Source organism: Natronococcus pandeyae, from assembly GCF_008122205.1.
GTDB classification, from domain to species: Archaea; Halobacteriota; Halobacteria; order Halobacteriales; family Natrialbaceae; genus Natronococcus; species Natronococcus pandeyae.
Window position 1 is genome coordinate 289,263 of the sequence record NZ_PHNJ01000003.1, and the last position, 15,133, is coordinate 304,395.

18 protein-coding genes are annotated in these 15,133 nt (G+C 66.0%); 7 read left to right on the forward strand and 11 right to left on the reverse strand.

Features of this window, described 5'->3' with window-relative positions:
* Window positions 1-360: 360 nt before the first annotated feature.
* Both CV102_RS08090 and CV102_RS08095 read right to left on the reverse strand, forming a co-directional pair.
* The gene (locus CV102_RS08090) at window positions 361-1,152 is read right to left on the reverse strand and encodes an endonuclease V (protein WP_148857390.1); all 792 of its coding nucleotides are present in this window, start codon (window positions 1,150-1,152) and stop codon (window positions 361-363) included.
* Between the two features lie 60 nt (window positions 1,153-1,212).
* Window positions 1,213-2,157 carry a rhomboid family intramembrane serine protease gene (locus tag CV102_RS08095; RefSeq protein WP_148857391.1) on the reverse strand — a complete coding sequence of 315 codons (945 nt, stop codon included), beginning with the start codon at window positions 2,155-2,157 and terminating at the stop codon, window positions 1,213-1,215.
* Between the two features lie 93 nt (window positions 2,158-2,250).
* Here CV102_RS08095 and CV102_RS08100 point away from each other — a divergent pair, with 93 nt between their 5' ends.
* The 3 genes from CV102_RS08100 to CV102_RS08110 are packed head-to-tail and all read left to right on the forward strand — an operon-like array spanning window position 2,251 to window position 4,952.
* Window positions 2,251-2,691 (forward strand): DUF5788 family protein, encoded by a 441-nt coding sequence (locus CV102_RS08100; RefSeq protein WP_148857392.1) that lies wholly within the window; start codon window positions 2,251-2,253, stop codon window positions 2,689-2,691.
* Window positions 2,688-4,439, forward strand: a complete 1,752-nt coding sequence (gene polX, locus CV102_RS08105) for a DNA polymerase/3'-5' exonuclease PolX (RefSeq protein WP_148857393.1) — start codon at window positions 2,688-2,690, stop codon at window positions 4,437-4,439. The genes CV102_RS08100 and polX overlap by 4 nt, the downstream gene beginning before the upstream one ends.
* Before the next feature lie 24 nt (window positions 4,440-4,463).
* Window positions 4,464-4,952: a Mut7-C RNAse domain-containing protein gene (locus CV102_RS08110; RefSeq protein WP_148857394.1), complete on the forward strand. Its 489-nt coding sequence runs from the start codon at window positions 4,464-4,466 to the stop codon at window positions 4,950-4,952.
* Window positions 4,953-4,958: 6 nt separating this feature from the next.
* On the opposite strand, the gene CV102_RS08115 is transcribed toward CV102_RS08110, so the two are convergent.
* Window positions 4,959-5,339 carry a cupin domain-containing protein gene (locus CV102_RS08115; RefSeq protein WP_306438835.1) on the reverse strand — a complete coding sequence of 127 codons (381 nt, stop codon included), beginning with the start codon at window positions 5,337-5,339 and terminating at the stop codon, window positions 4,959-4,961.
* A 111-nt stretch (window positions 5,340-5,450) separates the two neighbouring features.
* Between CV102_RS08115 and CV102_RS25825 the strand changes: the two genes are divergently transcribed.
* A complete protein-coding gene (locus CV102_RS25825) occupies window positions 5,451-5,618 on the forward strand; it encodes a hypothetical protein (protein WP_187432892.1) in 168 nt (55 codons plus the stop codon).
* A 42-nt stretch (window positions 5,619-5,660) separates the two neighbouring features.
* On the opposite strand, the gene CV102_RS08120 is transcribed toward CV102_RS25825, so the two are convergent.
* Window positions 5,661-6,425 (reverse strand): PHP domain-containing protein, encoded by a 765-nt coding sequence (locus tag CV102_RS08120; protein WP_148857395.1) that lies wholly within the window; start codon window positions 6,423-6,425, stop codon window positions 5,661-5,663.
* A 152-nt stretch (window positions 6,426-6,577) separates the two neighbouring features.
* On the opposite strand from CV102_RS08120, the gene CV102_RS08125 reads away from it, so the two are divergent.
* Window positions 6,578-6,865, forward strand: coding sequence for a DUF7565 family protein (locus CV102_RS08125; RefSeq protein WP_148857396.1), 288 nt, complete (start codon window positions 6,578-6,580; stop codon window positions 6,863-6,865).
* A gap of 295 nt (window positions 6,866-7,160) precedes the next feature.
* On the opposite strand, the gene CV102_RS08130 is transcribed toward CV102_RS08125, so the two are convergent.
* Window positions 7,161-7,598, reverse strand: a complete 438-nt coding sequence (locus CV102_RS08130) for a transcription elongation factor Spt5 (protein ID WP_148857397.1) — start codon at window positions 7,596-7,598, stop codon at window positions 7,161-7,163.
* A complete protein-coding gene (locus CV102_RS08135; protein WP_148857398.1) occupies window positions 7,598-7,783 on the reverse strand; it encodes a protein translocase SEC61 complex subunit gamma in 186 nt (61 codons plus the stop codon). The genes CV102_RS08130 and CV102_RS08135 overlap by 1 nt, the downstream gene beginning before the upstream one ends.
* A 143-nt stretch (window positions 7,784-7,926) precedes the next feature.
* Here CV102_RS08135 and CV102_RS08140 point away from each other — a divergent pair, with 143 nt between their 5' ends.
* A complete protein-coding gene (locus tag CV102_RS08140) occupies window positions 7,927-8,130 on the forward strand; it encodes a hypothetical protein (RefSeq protein WP_148857399.1) in 204 nt (67 codons plus the stop codon).
* Between the two features lie 42 nt (window positions 8,131-8,172).
* Here CV102_RS08140 and CV102_RS27205 read toward each other — a convergent pair whose 3' ends face one another.
* Together CV102_RS27205 and CV102_RS08150 are read right to left on the reverse strand one after the other, a co-directional pair.
* Window positions 8,173-8,469 carry an LLM class flavin-dependent oxidoreductase gene (locus tag CV102_RS27205; RefSeq protein ID WP_394349480.1) on the reverse strand — a complete coding sequence of 99 codons (297 nt, stop codon included), beginning with the start codon at window positions 8,467-8,469 and terminating at the stop codon, window positions 8,173-8,175.
* Window positions 8,470-8,542: 73 nt separating this feature from the next.
* Window positions 8,543-9,640: a S1C family serine protease gene (locus CV102_RS08150; RefSeq protein WP_148857401.1), complete on the reverse strand. Its 1,098-nt coding sequence runs from the start codon at window positions 9,638-9,640 to the stop codon at window positions 8,543-8,545.
* Between the two features lie 158 nt (window positions 9,641-9,798).
* On the opposite strand from CV102_RS08150, the gene CV102_RS08155 reads away from it, so the two are divergent.
* Window positions 9,799-11,694: a glycoside hydrolase family 15 protein gene (locus tag CV102_RS08155; RefSeq protein WP_148857551.1), complete on the forward strand. Its 1,896-nt coding sequence runs from the start codon at window positions 9,799-9,801 to the stop codon at window positions 11,692-11,694.
* A 28-nt stretch (window positions 11,695-11,722) separates the two neighbouring features.
* Here CV102_RS08155 and CV102_RS08160 read toward each other — a convergent pair whose 3' ends face one another.
* From CV102_RS08160 to CV102_RS08170, 3 genes are all read right to left on the reverse strand, one after another.
* Window positions 11,723-12,961 (reverse strand): mandelate racemase/muconate lactonizing enzyme family protein, encoded by a 1,239-nt coding sequence (locus tag CV102_RS08160; RefSeq protein WP_148857402.1) that lies wholly within the window; start codon window positions 12,959-12,961, stop codon window positions 11,723-11,725.
* A gap of 92 nt (window positions 12,962-13,053) precedes the next feature.
* Window positions 13,054-14,121: a glucose 1-dehydrogenase gene (locus tag CV102_RS08165; RefSeq protein WP_148857403.1), complete on the reverse strand. Its 1,068-nt coding sequence runs from the start codon at window positions 14,119-14,121 to the stop codon at window positions 13,054-13,056.
* A gap of 276 nt (window positions 14,122-14,397) precedes the next feature.
* Window positions 14,398-15,051, reverse strand: coding sequence for a bifunctional 4-hydroxy-2-oxoglutarate aldolase/2-dehydro-3-deoxy-phosphogluconate aldolase (locus tag CV102_RS08170; RefSeq protein WP_148857404.1), 654 nt, complete (start codon window positions 15,049-15,051; stop codon window positions 14,398-14,400).
* Window positions 15,052-15,133: the final 82 nt, after the last annotated feature.

Here is a 15,133-nt window from a genome sequence, read left to right on the forward strand (position 1 = left end):
GTTTATCGTGCCAGTCTGAAATTCCACCTCTGGTCTAGTCTCCGCCACTGCTCGCTCGAGAACCGACGCTGACACCTGCACGGGTCTCCCCGCTCGAGAGATGACTACTCGAGCGACGTGGCGCGCGCTGAACCGCGACGAGCGGTAGCGAGGCGCGGTTCGAAGCTGCGCGAGGGACGAACGAGCGGAGCGCGGCGCGTAGCGCCGCGGTAACGCGAACGGCGCGAGCCGTGAGCGTAGCGAGTGAGTCGGCTGGGGAGGGTGTGGCTACGCCGTGTGTTTCGGGTGAGCAGGACGCATCTCGAACGGGAATCCGGTCAGCGAACGCGATCGATCGGCTAGCCCCTGAATGCAACGGTCCTATTCGCCGAGGCCCCGCTTCGCCTCGTCAGCGTAGCTGTCCGCCAGTCGGACGGGTTCGGGAAGCTTGTAGGACGTACTGAGCGCCAGGGCGACGTCGGCGGCCGTTTCGGGACCGACGCGGTGACCGGGACTGACGTACAGCGGGTTGATGTACCGATTCGGCGAGTCGTACTGTCGCGTCTGGACGGCGTAGCCGAGCAGCGTCCCGTCGGCGACGTCGACCCTCGAGTTCGCCTCGATCCCGACCCGACGCCCCTCGGGCAGGTTCTCGACGTCTTCGCGCGGGCTGCCACAGAGGAGGCTCTTGGCGACGCCGATGCTCGGGACGTCGAGGACGACGCCCATGTGCGTCGCGATGCCAGCCTGCCGGAAGTGGATCCGGCCGCTGCCGTCGAACAGACAGAGGTCGGGGTCGACGGACAGTTCCTCGAGCGCGTCGAGGATCGGCGCTCCCTCTCGAAACGAGAGCAGGCCCGGAATGTAGGGGATCTCGAGGGGCGTCACCGCGTGGACCCGTTCGATCACCTCGCCGCCCTGCATCGCGACGACGGCGGAAAGCGCGCGATCCTGGTCGCCGGCGTCGTTGGTGAGGAAAGACTGGTCGACGCCGGCGACGATCGGCGGGTCGTCGGCGCTCGAGGATGCGGCCAGCGGATCGCCCAGCACGGCGGGGTCGAACTCGAGGTCGTCTTCGAACGCCGCGGCAGCGGCAATCTCGCGCTGGAGCGCCTCCATGTCGTCGCGCTCGAGCGAGGCGTCGGGGACGAGGTCGGGACGGGACGCGTTCATCAGTGGGGAAGCGTTGACGGCGTGGGAAAATCAGTATCGGGGTTCGGTTCTGCCGGCGTGTTAGAACCGTCGACGACCGCCAGGGCCGCCCGGGCCACCCGGGCCACCCGGACCGCCCGGTCCACCGGGGCCGCCGCCGCCGAGCTGGAACTGGTCCGGCGTCCGAACGTTCTGGGTTCGCTTGATGTACTCGCCGTAGGCGAGACCGATCACGAGCCCCACGAGGTGGGCCGCGTGGGCGATGTTGCCGCCGCCGCCGGTGCCGATGAAGAAGACGCTGATCACTGCCGTCCCGGCCGCGAGCACCCAGATCGGAACGGGGAGGATGAAGTAGAGGTAGACCTTGAGGTTCGGGTTCAGGATCGTCAGGACGCCCATGATCGCGAGTGCAGCGCCGCTGGCGCCGAGAACGCTCGAGGGGACGCCCTGGGCGGCGGAGATACCGATCTGTCCGAAGCCGGCGAGCACGCCGCTGACGATGAACAGGATCGCGAACTTCTTCGAGCCGACGTAGCGCTCGACGAGCGGGCCGAAGAAGAAGATCACGATGCTGTTGAAGACGATGTGGAAGATTCCGAGCGGGCTATGTGCGAAGATGGAGGTGACCCACGTCCAGACGTACTCTGGGTTCTCCGTCGAGAGGGTGAACAGTGCGCCGTGTAGCGACATCCCGCCGATCAGGATCGAGATCCACTGGAGCGCGAACGTGATCCACATCAGCGCGAGGAACGTGTACGTCGCGTTCCCGCGGAAGTACGCCAGCGGGCCGCCCGGCCCGGTGTCGATCGGGAGTTTGTCCATCAGACTCGCGCTCTTCGACGTTCCCCCGTTCTGGACGCTGTCGTCGAAGCCGCTGTCGAAGACCCCCTGCGGATCGTTCCAGTTGTTGAGACTCGTACAGTCGTGGTTCTCCGGCAACCGGTGTTCGCTGCAGTAGGTACCCCCACAGTGCCGGCAGTTGTAGGGCATGCTCTCCTCTTTCCCACACACGTCGCACGTGGCCATTGGCCGGGGATAGGTGTGGCATCGCTAAGGGATTTGGGGTTTTCCGGGCGAATCGACGGACGTTTTTTGACGTCACGGCCCGCAGTTCGGTGTGTGCAAGAGTACGAGCGCAAGCAGCTGCTCGAGCGCGTCGAGCGCGAGGGCGCGACCGTCGGCGCGGACATCCCGGAGACGATCACCGTCCAGGGAGAGGAGATCGACCTCCGGACGTTCGTCTTCGAGATCAAGCGCCGCGAGACGGTCCCGGCTGGCGAGCGCGACCGCGTCGAGCAGGCCAAACGGAACCTGCGACGCGAGCGCGTCGAGCGCCTCGAGGCGATCGAGGAGGGCGATATCAGCCGCGAAGAGGGCGAGGAGCTCGCCCAGGGGATCATCGGCATCGACCGGGCGCTGAACGCCCTCGAGAACCTCGGCCCGACGGATCTCGAGCGCGAGCAGAAAGCGCAGCAGGCCGCCGACACGAAACGCTGGATGACGTTCCTGAAGAAGGCCCTCGGGGACGAGGATGCCGCCAGCACCCGGAGGGGGCGATGACGACCAACGCCGAGCTCGCGGGTCGGTTCGAGGAGTTCGCCGACCTGCTCGAGGCCGACGACGTCGAGTACAAGCCGCGAGCCTACCGCCGGGCGGCCGAGAGCATTCGTGCGCATCCGACGCCGATCGCCGGCCACGTCGAGGACGGCGACCGCGAGGAGATCAAGAACATCGACCACGTCGGCGACGCCATCGCCTCGAAGATCGTCGAGTACGTCGAGACCGGGGCGATCGAGGAACTCGAGGAACTCCGGGCGGAGCTCCCCATCGACATCGCCGACATCACCCGCATCGAGGGCGTCGGTCCCAAGACGGCGGGCAAGCTCTATCGGGAACTGGGAATCGAGACGCTGGACGACCTCGAGGAGGCCGCGGAGGCCGGCGAGATACAGGAAATCAAGGGATTCGGCCCCAAGACGGAGGAGAACATCCGCGAGAACCTCGAGTTCGCCCGCACGATCGGCCAGCGCCAGTTGCTCGGCGAGGCGCGGCCGCTGGCCGATGACGTGCTCGCCTATCTCGAGTCGATCGACGCGGTCGAGCGCTGCGAAGTCGCCGGCTCGATCCGCCGGTGGCGCGAGACGATCGGCGACGTGGACGTGCTCGCGTCGTCGGAGGCGGCCGAGGACGTGATCGACGCCTTCGTCGGCTGGGACTCCGTCGACGACGAGATCGAGTCCGGCCCCGCGAAGGCGAGCGTCCGCGTCGGCGAGATCCGCGTCGACCTGCGCGTCGTCGTCCCCGACGAGTTCGGCTCCGCGCTGCAGTACTTCACGGGCAGCAAGGACCACAACGTCACGCTGCGCAACTACGCGATCGACCGCGGGATGAAGTTGAACGAGTACGGGGCGTTCGACGTGAGCGAGATCGACGATCCCGATTCGGGACAGCGCGTCGGCGAGCGAGTCGCCGGCGAGACGGAGGAGGGGATGTACGAGGCGCTCGGTCTCGAGTGGATCCCGCCGGAACTGCGCGAGGACCGCGGCGAGATCGACGCCGCGGCGAACGGCGACCTCCCAGACCTGCTCACCCGCGACGATATCCGGGGCGATCTCCACTGTCACACCGAGTGGTCCGACGGCAACACCTCGATCGACGCGATGATCGAGGCAGCCGAGCAGCGGGGGTACGACTACCTCGGAATCGCCGACCACGCCGAGGGGCCGGGCGTCGTCGCCGACATGGGACTCACCGACACCGAGATCATAGAGCAGGTCGAGGCGATCCGCGAGGTCGCCGCCGCGACCGACGTCGAGGTCCTCGCCGGCATCGAGGCCAACCTCGACGCCGACGGCGGGATCGGCCTCGGCGAACCCGTTATCGAGGAGCTCGACGTGATCGTCGCCTCGCCCCACAGCGGACTCGGGCAGGACGCCGAGACGGCCACGAACCGACTCGTCGCGGCGATCGAGAACCCCGCCGTCGACGTGCTCGGCCACCCCAGCGGCCGGCTCCTCAACGAGCGCTCGGGTCTCGAGTTCGACGCGACCGCGCTCGGCGAGGCCGCCGCCGAACACGGCACCGCACTCGAGGTCAACTCCAATCCGCGGCGTCTCGACCTCTGGGGCAGCGCCGTCCAGGCTGCAATCGAGGCGGGCGCGCCGATTTCGGTCAACACCGACGCCCACCAGCCCTCGACGCTCGAGTACATGCGCTGGGGCGTCCACACCGCTCGCCGCGGCTGGGCCGAGCCCGCGGACGTGATCAACACCTGGGAGCTCGAGGAACTGCGCGAGTTCCTGCACTGACGCTGGCCGACTCTCTTCTCACCTATGCGACTCCTCCTCGACGTCATGTGCGGCGGACTCGTCGCCTACCTCCGAATGTGTGGCTACGACACCGTCTACGCCGGCGACCGCGACCTCGAGACCGATGACGAGTTACTCGCGGTCGCCCGGGACGACGGGCGGACGATCGTCACGCGGGACGTCCAGCTCGCGAGTCGCGCCGAGGCGTCGATCCTGCTCGAGTCGCGCGACGTCGAGGACCAGCTCGCGGAACTCTCGGCGGCCGGACTCGAGCTCTCCCTCGAAGATGAGCCCGCCTTCTGCGGACGGTGCAACGGCTCGCTCGAGTCGGTCGAATCCACAGCGTCAACGCCCGAGTACGCACCCGACTCCGCCGAAACGGCGGTCTGGCGCTGTCGGGACTGCGGACAGCACTTCTGGCGCGGCAGTCACTGGAACCGGGTCGAACGGACGCTCTCGGGACTCGAGTCAACGGGAGAGTCAGCTGGCGACCGGGGCGAGCGCGGCGAGTAACTTGTCTTACGGCTCGTATCGGCGAACGTCGTCGACCGACGGTGCCCCGACCGCAACGACCTCGACGGCTTCGTCGGCGTCGTCGGGATTGAACGCCCGGTGCGGGCTTTCGGGTTCGACGACGAAGAACTCGGACTCGTCGACGACGAACGCTTCGGCCGGCGTTTCGACGTGTAACGCGCCCCGGACGACGTAGAACGCCTCTTCCTGCTCCTCGTGGGAGTGATACTGAAGCGGGACCTGTTCGCCGGGCGCGACCGTCACGTGACTGAGCCCGAGGTTCTCGAGTCCGACTGCGGTGCTCAGCGAGCGAAAGTCGCGTCCCGCTTCGCCGAACGGATCGACGTCGGTCGGATCGATGACGTGGTATCCCATTTCGAGAGTCATTGCGATCTCGATACAAAAATTCGACTCCCAGGTGACGGTCGATCGGTGCTAACGCCGCGGACGGACACCCGATCCGAAACGATTCACGGCTGGACGAAGAACGGAACCCCGATGCCAAACGATAACACACCTCTCGACAGGGCTGGAAAACAGGCGGCGTACATCACCGACGAGTGGAGTACCGACCCGGCGATCATGCAGACGCAGGCGCTTTGCTACGTCGGCATCCAACTCGAGCGCATCGCGGACGCGCTCGAGGAAGAGACCGAAACGGAGTGATCGGACGGAGACGCGGCGATCGCGTCCGGTTCGTCGTCCGGATCAGTAGACGGCCACGTCGTCGAACCGGCCGTTGTAGGCGATGTGACTGGGGTGGGTCGGCTCGATTCCCGAGAGGAAGAGTCGATCGGCCTTCTTCCAGGTGTTTTCGTAACAGAGGTGGGCGAGTTCGCCCGCAGACGTTCGCAGGCGTCTGGCCCCGTTGTTGTGGACGACGCGACGGGCGACCCGCTCCTCGAAGGCGTCGACGAGGTCGTCCTCGGACTCGATCGGCGTCTCGAAGGCCGTGTAGGCGACGCCGACGGAACTCGGCAGGTGCGCGTACGAGGACGTGAACGGTGGGTACGACAGCATCTCGGCGAGTTCCCGCGCGCGCTGATTGTGCGACGGGAAGTGTTTCGGGTTGAAGATCTCGACGGCGTCGATGGTCTTCGCGTACGTCCGCAGATCCGACTCCGTCAGGCTCACCGTGGCGAACTCGGGGTGCGGGGCGAGTACCGCTGCCCCCTGGCGGTCGAACTCGGCCATCGCCACCTCGATCGGGATAAAATCGGGGACGGGGTCCTCGAGTCCGATCGCGAGAACGTGTTTCCGGTCCCGCCAGGAGCCGGTGAAGACCTCTCGAGCGGGGATGATCAGCAACTCGTCGCTCGAGTAAGCCGCCGCTCGCTCCCGGATCTCCGGGAGGCGGGTAAAGTGCGGTGCGTAGACGATTGCGTCGAGTCCGACCCGTTTGGCACGCTCGACGACGGCGTCGTTGAGCACCTTCACGTGACAGTCGACTCGAACCTCCACTCCGTCGCTCACGAGTATATCTGGCTCTTTCACGAGCGCCGAGTTATGAATTCTGATTCGGTGCGGGAAAAACGGGCCGGTAACGGCGTCGAACGGCAGATGTTGTCCGAGAGATAGGTCACTGCGAAAAAACCATTACGCCGGCCCTGCGATTCTCCTATCAAATGGCTTGGGAATGCGACATCGGTGGCTGTGGTGCGGTGTTCGAGGACGCCGAGTCCGCCGTCGTCCATCAGACGACTGAACACGAACGCCGCGAGTGCAAAGTTTGTGGAACCGTCGTCCCGGACGGCTATCTCGCGATCCGGCACACCTTCACCGAACACAGTCGGGCCGAGTACGTCCGCGCGTACGGTGCCAGTTCCGAGGACGTCCGAAACCGCGAGCAACTGCTCGAGGAGATCGAATCGGTGGCGGATACGCAGACGCTCGCGGACGAACTGGACCAGTAACGAGAAGTGAACTGCGCCGCTCGACGAAACCGCTCACCGCGTGATGTGCGTCTGTCCACGGGCCTTTGGCCCGTTCACATAGTTGCGAGACCGAGGGTCTCACACCGTTCGCGTGGTTCGACGAACTACCGTTCGTCGCTATATTCAACACACGAATCTGGTCTCCCCGGACCGTCACACGCCTAAATTGTACGTCGTCGGGTGCCTCGCCCCGCGTCGGCACCTCTCCTCGCAAAGTTTAGTATAAAACTCCCTCGGCGCTCTCCTGACGGATCGTGCCGAGCGAACCGACTCGCTATCGCTCGTCGGAATCCAGTACCCGAATCTGGTCCCCCCGGACCGTCACCGGAATCGGAACCGTCGCCTCGTACAGTTCGACCGTCACCTGGTCCTTGCCCTCGTCGATCCGCTGAACCTGGGCCTTCTCGCCCTTGAACGGACCGGCGATGAGTTCGACGATGTCCCCCTCTGCGATCCCCTCGACGTCCGGCTTCGGCGAGAGGAAGTGCTCGACCTCCGAGATGTCCGACTTGCCGGGGACGATGCTACGCGCGTGCGGAATGTCCTCGAGCACGCGGTTCAAGACGGCGTCGCCCTCTGCCTCGACCATCACGTAGGAGGTCAGCGAGTCCGGCGCGAGCGCGGCGTGGATTTCGGGTTCCTCCCGGTTGATGATCATGTCGGCGACGGTTCGCTCCTGGCTCGCCGTCGTCTTGACTGCGAAGATGCCCATTATAAGGCACCACCGGCGTCACCGGTCAGCAGTAACATGATTCCGCCGATGAGGAATCCGAGGAATCCGACGAGCAGAATCCCTGCACCGGCGATTTTCGATACCTGGAGGAACTCTTCGCTCGTAGGCGTTGTCGCCATCTTCAACACCCGTACGTACGAGGTGAGGTCGTAGGGAACGTCCATATTTGTCTATTTACAGCGCGGGGCCTTTTATCTGTCTTTCGTGTCCGCTGTCGTGTTCTCGAGCGCGCACTGATCGACCGGCCCTTGACGTTGCACTCGACGGCCGGATGTCCAAGCCGTTCGCTCGTCAATACACGCGTGTCATGGCCGAAGATAACACCGACCGCGCCGACGAGTACGAAGCAGAGCGTGAAGCCGAGGTCGAGGAGGAACTCGAGCGCGTCGACCGTGACCCGGACGAGGTCGACGACGGCGACGACGACCTCGGCACCCAGAACGCACCGCGATCGGACGAGCAACCTGACGACCTGGAGGAAGCGGAGGACGAAGCGGACGAGACGTCGTAGCGCGTTTCGTCCCGATCCGTCGCGTCGGTTGCGTTCGGCTCCTTACTGTCCCTCTAGCAACACTTCGTCCTCATCGGACTCGACGAACTCGGCCTGGGTCGGGCCGATGTTGTGGACCGCGACGTGATCGAACTCGACGTCGACGAACCCCCGGATCGCCTCGACGTGCTCGTTCCGGGTCTCGCCGGTGCCGAACGCGAGAAAGAATCGGTCGAGTAGCTGCGCGACTGCGGTGGCCGCCGCCTGCGCGGTGATCGTCGGGTGAATGCGCACGATCAGACAGGTGACGGCGGTGCCGAGACGCAGGTCGGTGGTCGCCTGCGAGATGGCGCCGATCACGTTCTGGACCAGCGGACTCTCGCCCTGTGTCGAGGTCGCCGCTCGTACGATCCGCCGTGACCGCGTCGAGCGATCAGGGAACGTCCACGTCGGGTCTCGGCTCGAGTGTCAACTCGACGGTCTGGCGCTCTCCATCGCGGACGACCTCGACCTCGACCGTCTCGCCGGGTGACGTCTCGAGCGCGAGCGTCGAAGAGAGCCGATCCTGGTTCGGAATCTCCTGGTCGCCGATGGCGATGATCACGTCGCCGCCGACCGGGACCGGATCACCGTCGACGGACTCGACGTCGTCTACCGACTCGAGGACATCGTCCGCGGGCGAGTCCGAAACCACGTCGACGATCAGGACGCCCCGTGGCTCCTCGAGGTCGTTCGCCTCGGCGACCAGCGGCCCGACCGGCAGGACGTTCACCCCGAGGTACGCGTGCTGGTACTCGCCGTCGTCGGCGAGTGCGGGGACGACCCGGTTCGCGAGCGCCGCGGAGATGGCGAAGCCGATCGTCTGCCCGGCGCCGGCGAAGACGACGCCGAGGACGTCGCCTGCGAGGGTCACGAGCGGGCCGCCACTGTTCCCGGGGTTGACCGGAGCGTCGGTCTGGATGGCCGCGGGAATCGAGAATCCGGTCGGACTCGGCAGCGAACGGTCGACGCCGCTGACGAGCCCCTGGGAGATCGAGGCGTCGAGACCGAGCGGGTTGCCGAGGGCGAGCACTTCCTGCCCGACGGTCGGCTCCGTCTCCGTGAACGACAGTCCGTCGGCCGCGTCCGGGACGTCGTCGACCTCGAGGACGGCCAGGTCGCTGTGGACGTCCGAGCCGGCGACCGACGCCGACCGCCACTGTTCGTCGCGGAACTGGAGTTCGACCTCCGCCGCGTTGCCGGCCACGTGGTCGTTGGTGACGACGTACCCGTCGACGACGAATCCGGATCCCAGTCCGCCGGGCATCTCGTCGTCATCGCCGTCGCCGAACACGTTGACGAGGACGACGGAGTCGATCGTCTCGTCGTAGACCTCCGTATACCGTTCGTCCTGTTCCTGAACCGTGCCTTCGGTACGCCCGACTGCGCTCCGGGCGGCGTTCGCCGCGACAGATCCGCCGACAGCGCCGAGGGCGACCGTCCCGCCGGTGACGCGAAGCAGTCGCCTGCGCGTGATATCGTCTGGAGTCACGCACCTTGCCACCCCGAGGAGGAAAATAAAACTCCCACCGGCAGCCTCTCGCAGCGTCCCCCTGCACCCGGCGGCTGCCGGCGTACGCTTTTGCCGTCCCTCTGTGCTACGTACCAGTAACACAGTCTACGGGTCGCTCCATGACAGAAACAGAACACATGCCAATCGAGTATCCACCGCTTCGAGATTACGGGGTTATCGGCAACGACGACCGGTGTGCGCTGGTCAGCCGCCAGGGCTCGATCGACTGGTGTTGTTTTCCCCACCTCGAGTCCTCGAGCGTCTTCGCCCGGATTCTCGACGCCGATCGCGGGGGTCACTTCGCCGTGTATCCGACGGAAACGCACGAGTCGAACCACCGGTACGCGGATCGGACGAACGTTCTCGAGACGAGGTTCGAGACCGCCACCGGACAGGCGACGGTCACCGACTTCATGCCGATCGACGACGGCGAACCCGACGACGAACGGTTCCAGCAGGCGATCTATCGGCTGCTCGAGTGCGAACGCGGGACCGTCGAACTCGCCGTCGAGTTCGAGCCGCGGTTCGACTACGCGCGGGCCGATCCGGTGCTCGAGCGAACCGACGACGGCGCGGTCGCGTCGAGCGACGACGAACGGCTACACCTCGTCGCGGACGACGATATCGAGCCCGAACTCGAGCTCTCGGAGTCGGCCGTGACCGGGACGGTTTCGCTCGAGGCGGGCGAGCGCTGCTGGATCGGCGTCCAGTACGGTGGCCGCGAGCCGCTGGCGTCGGTCGACCCGAAGACGGTGCTCGACGAGACGAAGCGGTACTGGCGCTCGTGGCTCGGCAGCCGCGACGGGAAACCGGCGTCGATGCCCGAGCGATGGCACGAGACGGTCGTTCGATCGGAACTGGTGTTGAAACTGCTCATCCACCACGAGACCGGCGCGATCCCCGCCGCGGCGACCACCTCGATTCCCGAGAAGATCGGCTCCGACCGGACGTGGGATTACCGGTACAACTGGATCCGGGACGCGAAGTTCACCGTGCAGGCGCTTCACGATACGGGCCACCGAACGGAGGCCCAGGAGTACTTCGACTGGTTCGTCGACGTCGTGCAGACCGATCCGGCGGATATCCAGCCGCTCTACGGACTCCACGGCGAAACCGAGATCGACGAAGAGGTCCTCGAGCACCTCTCGGGGTACCGGAACACGCGCCCCGTCCGCATCGGGAACGGCGCCGCACCGCAGTGGCAACTGGACGCGTACGGGACGATCGTCCAGGCCATCTACGAGACGATCCAGTTCGACGACGAGGCGGGACTGACGGCCGACGAGTGGGGCGGCCTTCGCGACCTCGTCGACTACGTCTGCGATCACTGGGAGGAACCCGACGCGGGGATCTGGGAGTTTCGCGACGAGAAACGGCATTTCCTGCACTCGAAGCTGCTGTGCTGGGTCGCCCTGGATCGCGGTCTCGCGATCGCAACCGAAAACGGCTTCGACGCGCCGCTCGAGCGCTGGCGCGAGGAGCGCGATGCCGTCCGGGAAGCCATCGAAGAACGGGGATACAGCGAGGAAGCGGGGAGCTTCGTCCAGCACTTCGAGACCGACGAGGCGATCGACGCGACCGCGCTCCTGATCCCGATCTACGAGTTCCTGCCTCCCGAGGACGAACGCGTCCAGAACACGATCGACACCGTTCTCGAGAAGCTGACGACCGACGACGGACTCGTCGTCCGCTTCGTCGATACCGACATCCGCGAGGACGAGGAGGAAGCGTTCGTGCTCTGTTCGTTCTGGCTGATCGACGCGCTCGTCCTCTCGAACCGGCTCGAGCTGGCCGAGACGTACTTCGAGAACGTCCTCGAGTACGCGAGCCCGCTCGGACTCTACTCGGAGAAGATCGACCCCGAGAACGGACAGCTCCTGGGGAACTTCCCGCAGGCGTTTAGCCACCTCGGACTGATCAACAGCGCCTCGTACCTGACGCGGGCGCTCGAGGTCGACGGGGAGGTCTCGCCGGAGAACTTCCACCCTGACGGAGTCGAAACGCTGTTCCAGCGCGAGGGGCCTCCTGACTGACAAAAAAGGTCGTTGTGGTTCTCGAGCGTTACGCTTCGTCGAAGAGTTCCTCACCCTCGACCATGTGCTCCTCGACGACGTCCATGTCGAGGGTCACGCCGAGGCCAGGTTCTTCCGGAATATCGATGTAACCGTCCTCGATGACGTCCTCCTGGACGATGTCCTCCCACCAGCCGAGTTCGTAGGAGTGGTACTCGACGGCGAGCGAGTTCGGGATGGCGGCGCCGACGTGGGCGCTGCCCATCGTCGCGACCGGCGAGGAGACGTTGTGCATCGCGACCGGGATGTAGTACATGTCCGCGAGGTCGGCGATCTTCCGGGTTTCGCGCATGCCGCCCACCTTGGGCATGTCGGGCGCGATGATGTCGACGGCCTGGTTCTCGATCAGGCTGCGCTGGCCGTGCTTGCGGTAGACGTTCTCGCCGACGGTGATCGGCGTCGAGGTGCTCTGGGTGACCTCGCGCTGGACGTCGTGGTTCTCCGGGGGGACGGGGTCTTCGAGCCACCAGACGTCGTACTCCTCGAGGCGCTGTGCGAGGCGCTTGCCGCTGCCGCCCGAGAAGGTCCAGTGACAGTCGAAGGCGACGTCGGCGCGGTGGCCGACGCGCTCGGTGATCGCCTCGACGATGCTGGCTTTGTGTTCGACCTCCACGCCGCGCAGGTGCCGGTTGGCGCGGTCTTTCTCGTGGCCGGAGGGGACGTCGAGGTCGAACTTCAGCGCGTCGTAGCCGAGTTCCTCGACGACGCGTTCGGCCTCGTCGGCGCAGGCAACGGGGTCGGCCTCGTCCTCGGTGTGGCAGTCGCAGTAGACACGAACCTCGTCGCGGTACTTGCCGCCGAGCAGCTGGTAGGCGGGAACGTCGAGGATCTTGCCCGCGAGGTCGTGCAAGGCGACCTCGATGCCCGAGATCGCGGTGACGGTGACGCCGCCGATCGAGCCCTCGCCGGACATCTTCTGGACGAGGTGCTCGGTGAGGCGGTCGATGTCGAGCGGGTTCTCACCCTGCAGGAAGGGTGTCATCCGTTCGATGAGTTCGGGTGCGCCGGCGCCCCAGTAGGCCTCCCCGGTGCCGACGATGCCGGCGTCCGTGTAGACGCGGACCAGCGTCCAGGGGAAGTTGCCGTCGATCATCGTGGTCTGGACGTCCGTGATCTCGACGTCGCGGCCGTTGCCGCGCTCGCCCGTGACGCCCATCGTCTCCCCGGAGAGCTCTCGCATGGTGTACTCCGCGTTCGGATCGTGTAGTTTCGAGTAGTCGACTCCCATGGGGTGTAATTCTCACTCGTGATCGTGTAATAGTTTCTATCTCGAGACGTACTGTCCAGCTGACGGATGGTATCGGACCGCTGACTGATCGCTCAGATCGATGCGAACTCGACCGCCGTCTTCACGACGTCGTCGCCGGTCTCGAACGCCGACTGGTACTCCTCGAGCCCGTAGACGCCGGTCACGAGGTCGTCGGTCAGCCAGGTGGGCAGCCCCTCGAGCGTGTCGATAGCCGACTCGAAGTGGCCCCGATGGGAGTTGACCGAGCCGACCAGCGCCTTGTTGTGGAGGACGAACTCCTGGTGGAGTCGGCCGCCGTCGATCTCGAACGACCAGGGCTCGGGAACGCCCAGCAGGACGCCGACGCCGTTCGGGGCGAGCGCGTCGATCGTTTCGAACGCGTGTTTGGCGTAGCCGGTGGCCTCGTAGACGATGTCGACGGCCTCGTGCACCTCTGAAATCTCGGAAACCGGCGTCTCGCGCGAGTCGACGTACGTCGAGCCGAGTTCGTCGATGATGTCGATCGACGGGTCGGGTCGGTCGCGCCGCCCGAGACAGTACGTGCGGTCGAGTTCGAGCACCGACTCGAACATCGCGAGCGTCAGCAGGCCGAGCGAGCCGTTGCCGAGGACGAGTGCCGATTCGGGCTCCCAGTCGAACGCAGATCTGGAGGCGACGGCGTGCTCGATGGCCTTCTCGGAGATGCTGATCGGCTCGACGAGGAAGCCGAGCGGGGCGAGGCGTTCGGGGATCGGAACGAGGTACTCCGCGGGGCTGGTGAAGTACTCCGCCATGAAGCCGTGGGCGCCGACGATGCCGCGCTCGACGTACTCGCCGTCGGGAGCCATGTCGGGTTCGCCGCGTTCGAAGTACTCGTTGGTGCCGTTCGGCGGTCGACGAACGGTCGGAACGACGTGCTGTCCCTCCTCGAGGGCGGTCCCGTTCGGGTCCTCGACGACGCCGACGGCCTCGTGACCGAGGACGAGCCGGTCCGCACCGGCCGGGAGGTCGCCGTGGTTGCCCGCGATAACCTCGTGATCGGTTCCGTCGACGCCGACGCGGAGCGTGCGGACGAGCGCTTCTCCCGGCGCCGGTTCGGGTCGGGGTTTCTCGACGAGGGTCGGTTCGCCGGCCCCCGGTTCGACTGCGATCGCTTGCATGGCTCGACAGTAGGATTCAGAGAATAAAAGATTACCCAGTCTGTAGTAAAAGTTTGAATGGCGGTCGGGGGAGCGCCAGTAACGATCGGACCCGTCCCACCGTTCGATGGCTGTACAGCAACACAGCCTCCACGAAACGTGCCGTCGGCTCGAGGACGGCGATACCCAGTCGAGTGCGTCGAGAAGATGCTCGAGCGGCTGCGTCGTGTCCGTAGCCGCTCCCTGCCCGTCAGGACGGTCGTTTGCGCCGATTCCGGCGCTGCCCTCCGGTTTTGGTTATTCCTCCCGCGCGTCCTCGACGGCTTCGACGAACGCGGCGGCCGTCTCGCGGACCTGGTCCATATCGTTCTCGGCGATCGCCTCGTAGTCGACGATCGAACTGCCGGCTCCGACGGCGACGGCGCCGGCGTCGAAGTAGTCGGCGACGTTGTCGCGGCCGATGCCGCCGGTCGGAATGACGGAAACGTCGCCCAGCGGGCCCTGCAGCGCGCCGATGTGTCCCGGACCGACCGTCGAGGCGGGGAACATCTTGAGGATGTCCGCGCCGGCGTCGATCGCAGTGACGGCCTCCGTCGGCGTCATCACGCCGGGCGCCGAGAGCACGCCGTGGCGGTTGCAGACGCGGACGACCTCGGCGTCGGTGTGCGGCGAGACGACGAACTCGGCGCCGGCGTCGATCACCGACTGGGCGCTCGCGGCGTCGAGGACGGTGCCGGCGCCGACGACCGCGTCGGTGTCCGCCAGTTCGCGATCGATTGCAGCGATCTTCTCGTACGTTCGCGTGTCGTCCGCGGTGACCTCGAGCGCGCCGACGCCCGCCTCGTACATCGCCCGCGCGACCGGAACGACCTGCTCCTCGTCGACGCCGCGAAGCACGGCGAGGACGCCGTTCTCGACGATACGATCCTCGATCGCTTCTGCCTCAGTCATCCGTGTTCCCTCCGCGTACGGGGTTCTGCCGGGCGATCCGCCGCGAGGAATGCATCTCTGCGCACGGTTCGGTCGATAGCAA

Coding starts and splice junctions, on each gene's coding strand:
- CV102_RS08090 (WP_148857390.1), bottom strand. CDS start 1,152: ATGAACGCGTCCCGTCCCGACCTCGTCCCCGACGCCTCGCTCGAGCGC.
- CV102_RS08095 (WP_148857391.1), bottom strand. CDS start 2,157: ATGGCCACGTGCGACGTGTGTGGGAAAGAGGAGAGCATGCCCTACAAC.
- polX (WP_148857393.1), top strand. CDS start 2,688: ATGACGACCAACGCCGAGCTCGCGGGTCGGTTCGAGGAGTTCGCCGAC.
- CV102_RS08110 (WP_148857394.1), top strand. CDS start 4,464: ATGCGACTCCTCCTCGACGTCATGTGCGGCGGACTCGTCGCCTACCTC.
- CV102_RS08115 (WP_306438835.1), bottom strand. CDS start 5,339: ATGACTCTCGAAATGGGATACCACGTCATCGATCCGACCGACGTCGAT.
- CV102_RS25825 (WP_187432892.1), top strand. CDS start 5,451: ATGCCAAACGATAACACACCTCTCGACAGGGCTGGAAAACAGGCGGCG.
- CV102_RS08125 (WP_148857396.1), top strand. CDS start 6,578: ATGGCTTGGGAATGCGACATCGGTGGCTGTGGTGCGGTGTTCGAGGAC.
- CV102_RS08130 (WP_148857397.1), bottom strand. CDS start 7,598: ATGGGCATCTTCGCAGTCAAGACGACGGCGAGCCAGGAGCGAACCGTC.
- CV102_RS08135 (WP_148857398.1), bottom strand. CDS start 7,783: ATGGACGTTCCCTACGACCTCACCTCGTACGTACGGGTGTTGAAGATG.
- CV102_RS08140 (WP_148857399.1), top strand. CDS start 7,927: ATGGCCGAAGATAACACCGACCGCGCCGACGAGTACGAAGCAGAGCGT.
- CV102_RS08155 (WP_148857551.1), top strand. CDS start 9,799: ATGCCAATCGAGTATCCACCGCTTCGAGATTACGGGGTTATCGGCAAC.
- CV102_RS08160 (WP_148857402.1), bottom strand. CDS start 12,961: ATGGGAGTCGACTACTCGAAACTACACGATCCGAACGCGGAGTACACC.
- CV102_RS08165 (WP_148857403.1), bottom strand. CDS start 14,121: ATGCAAGCGATCGCAGTCGAACCGGGGGCCGGCGAACCGACCCTCGTC.
- CV102_RS08170 (WP_148857404.1), bottom strand. CDS start 15,051: ATGACTGAGGCAGAAGCGATCGAGGATCGTATCGTCGAGAACGGCGTC.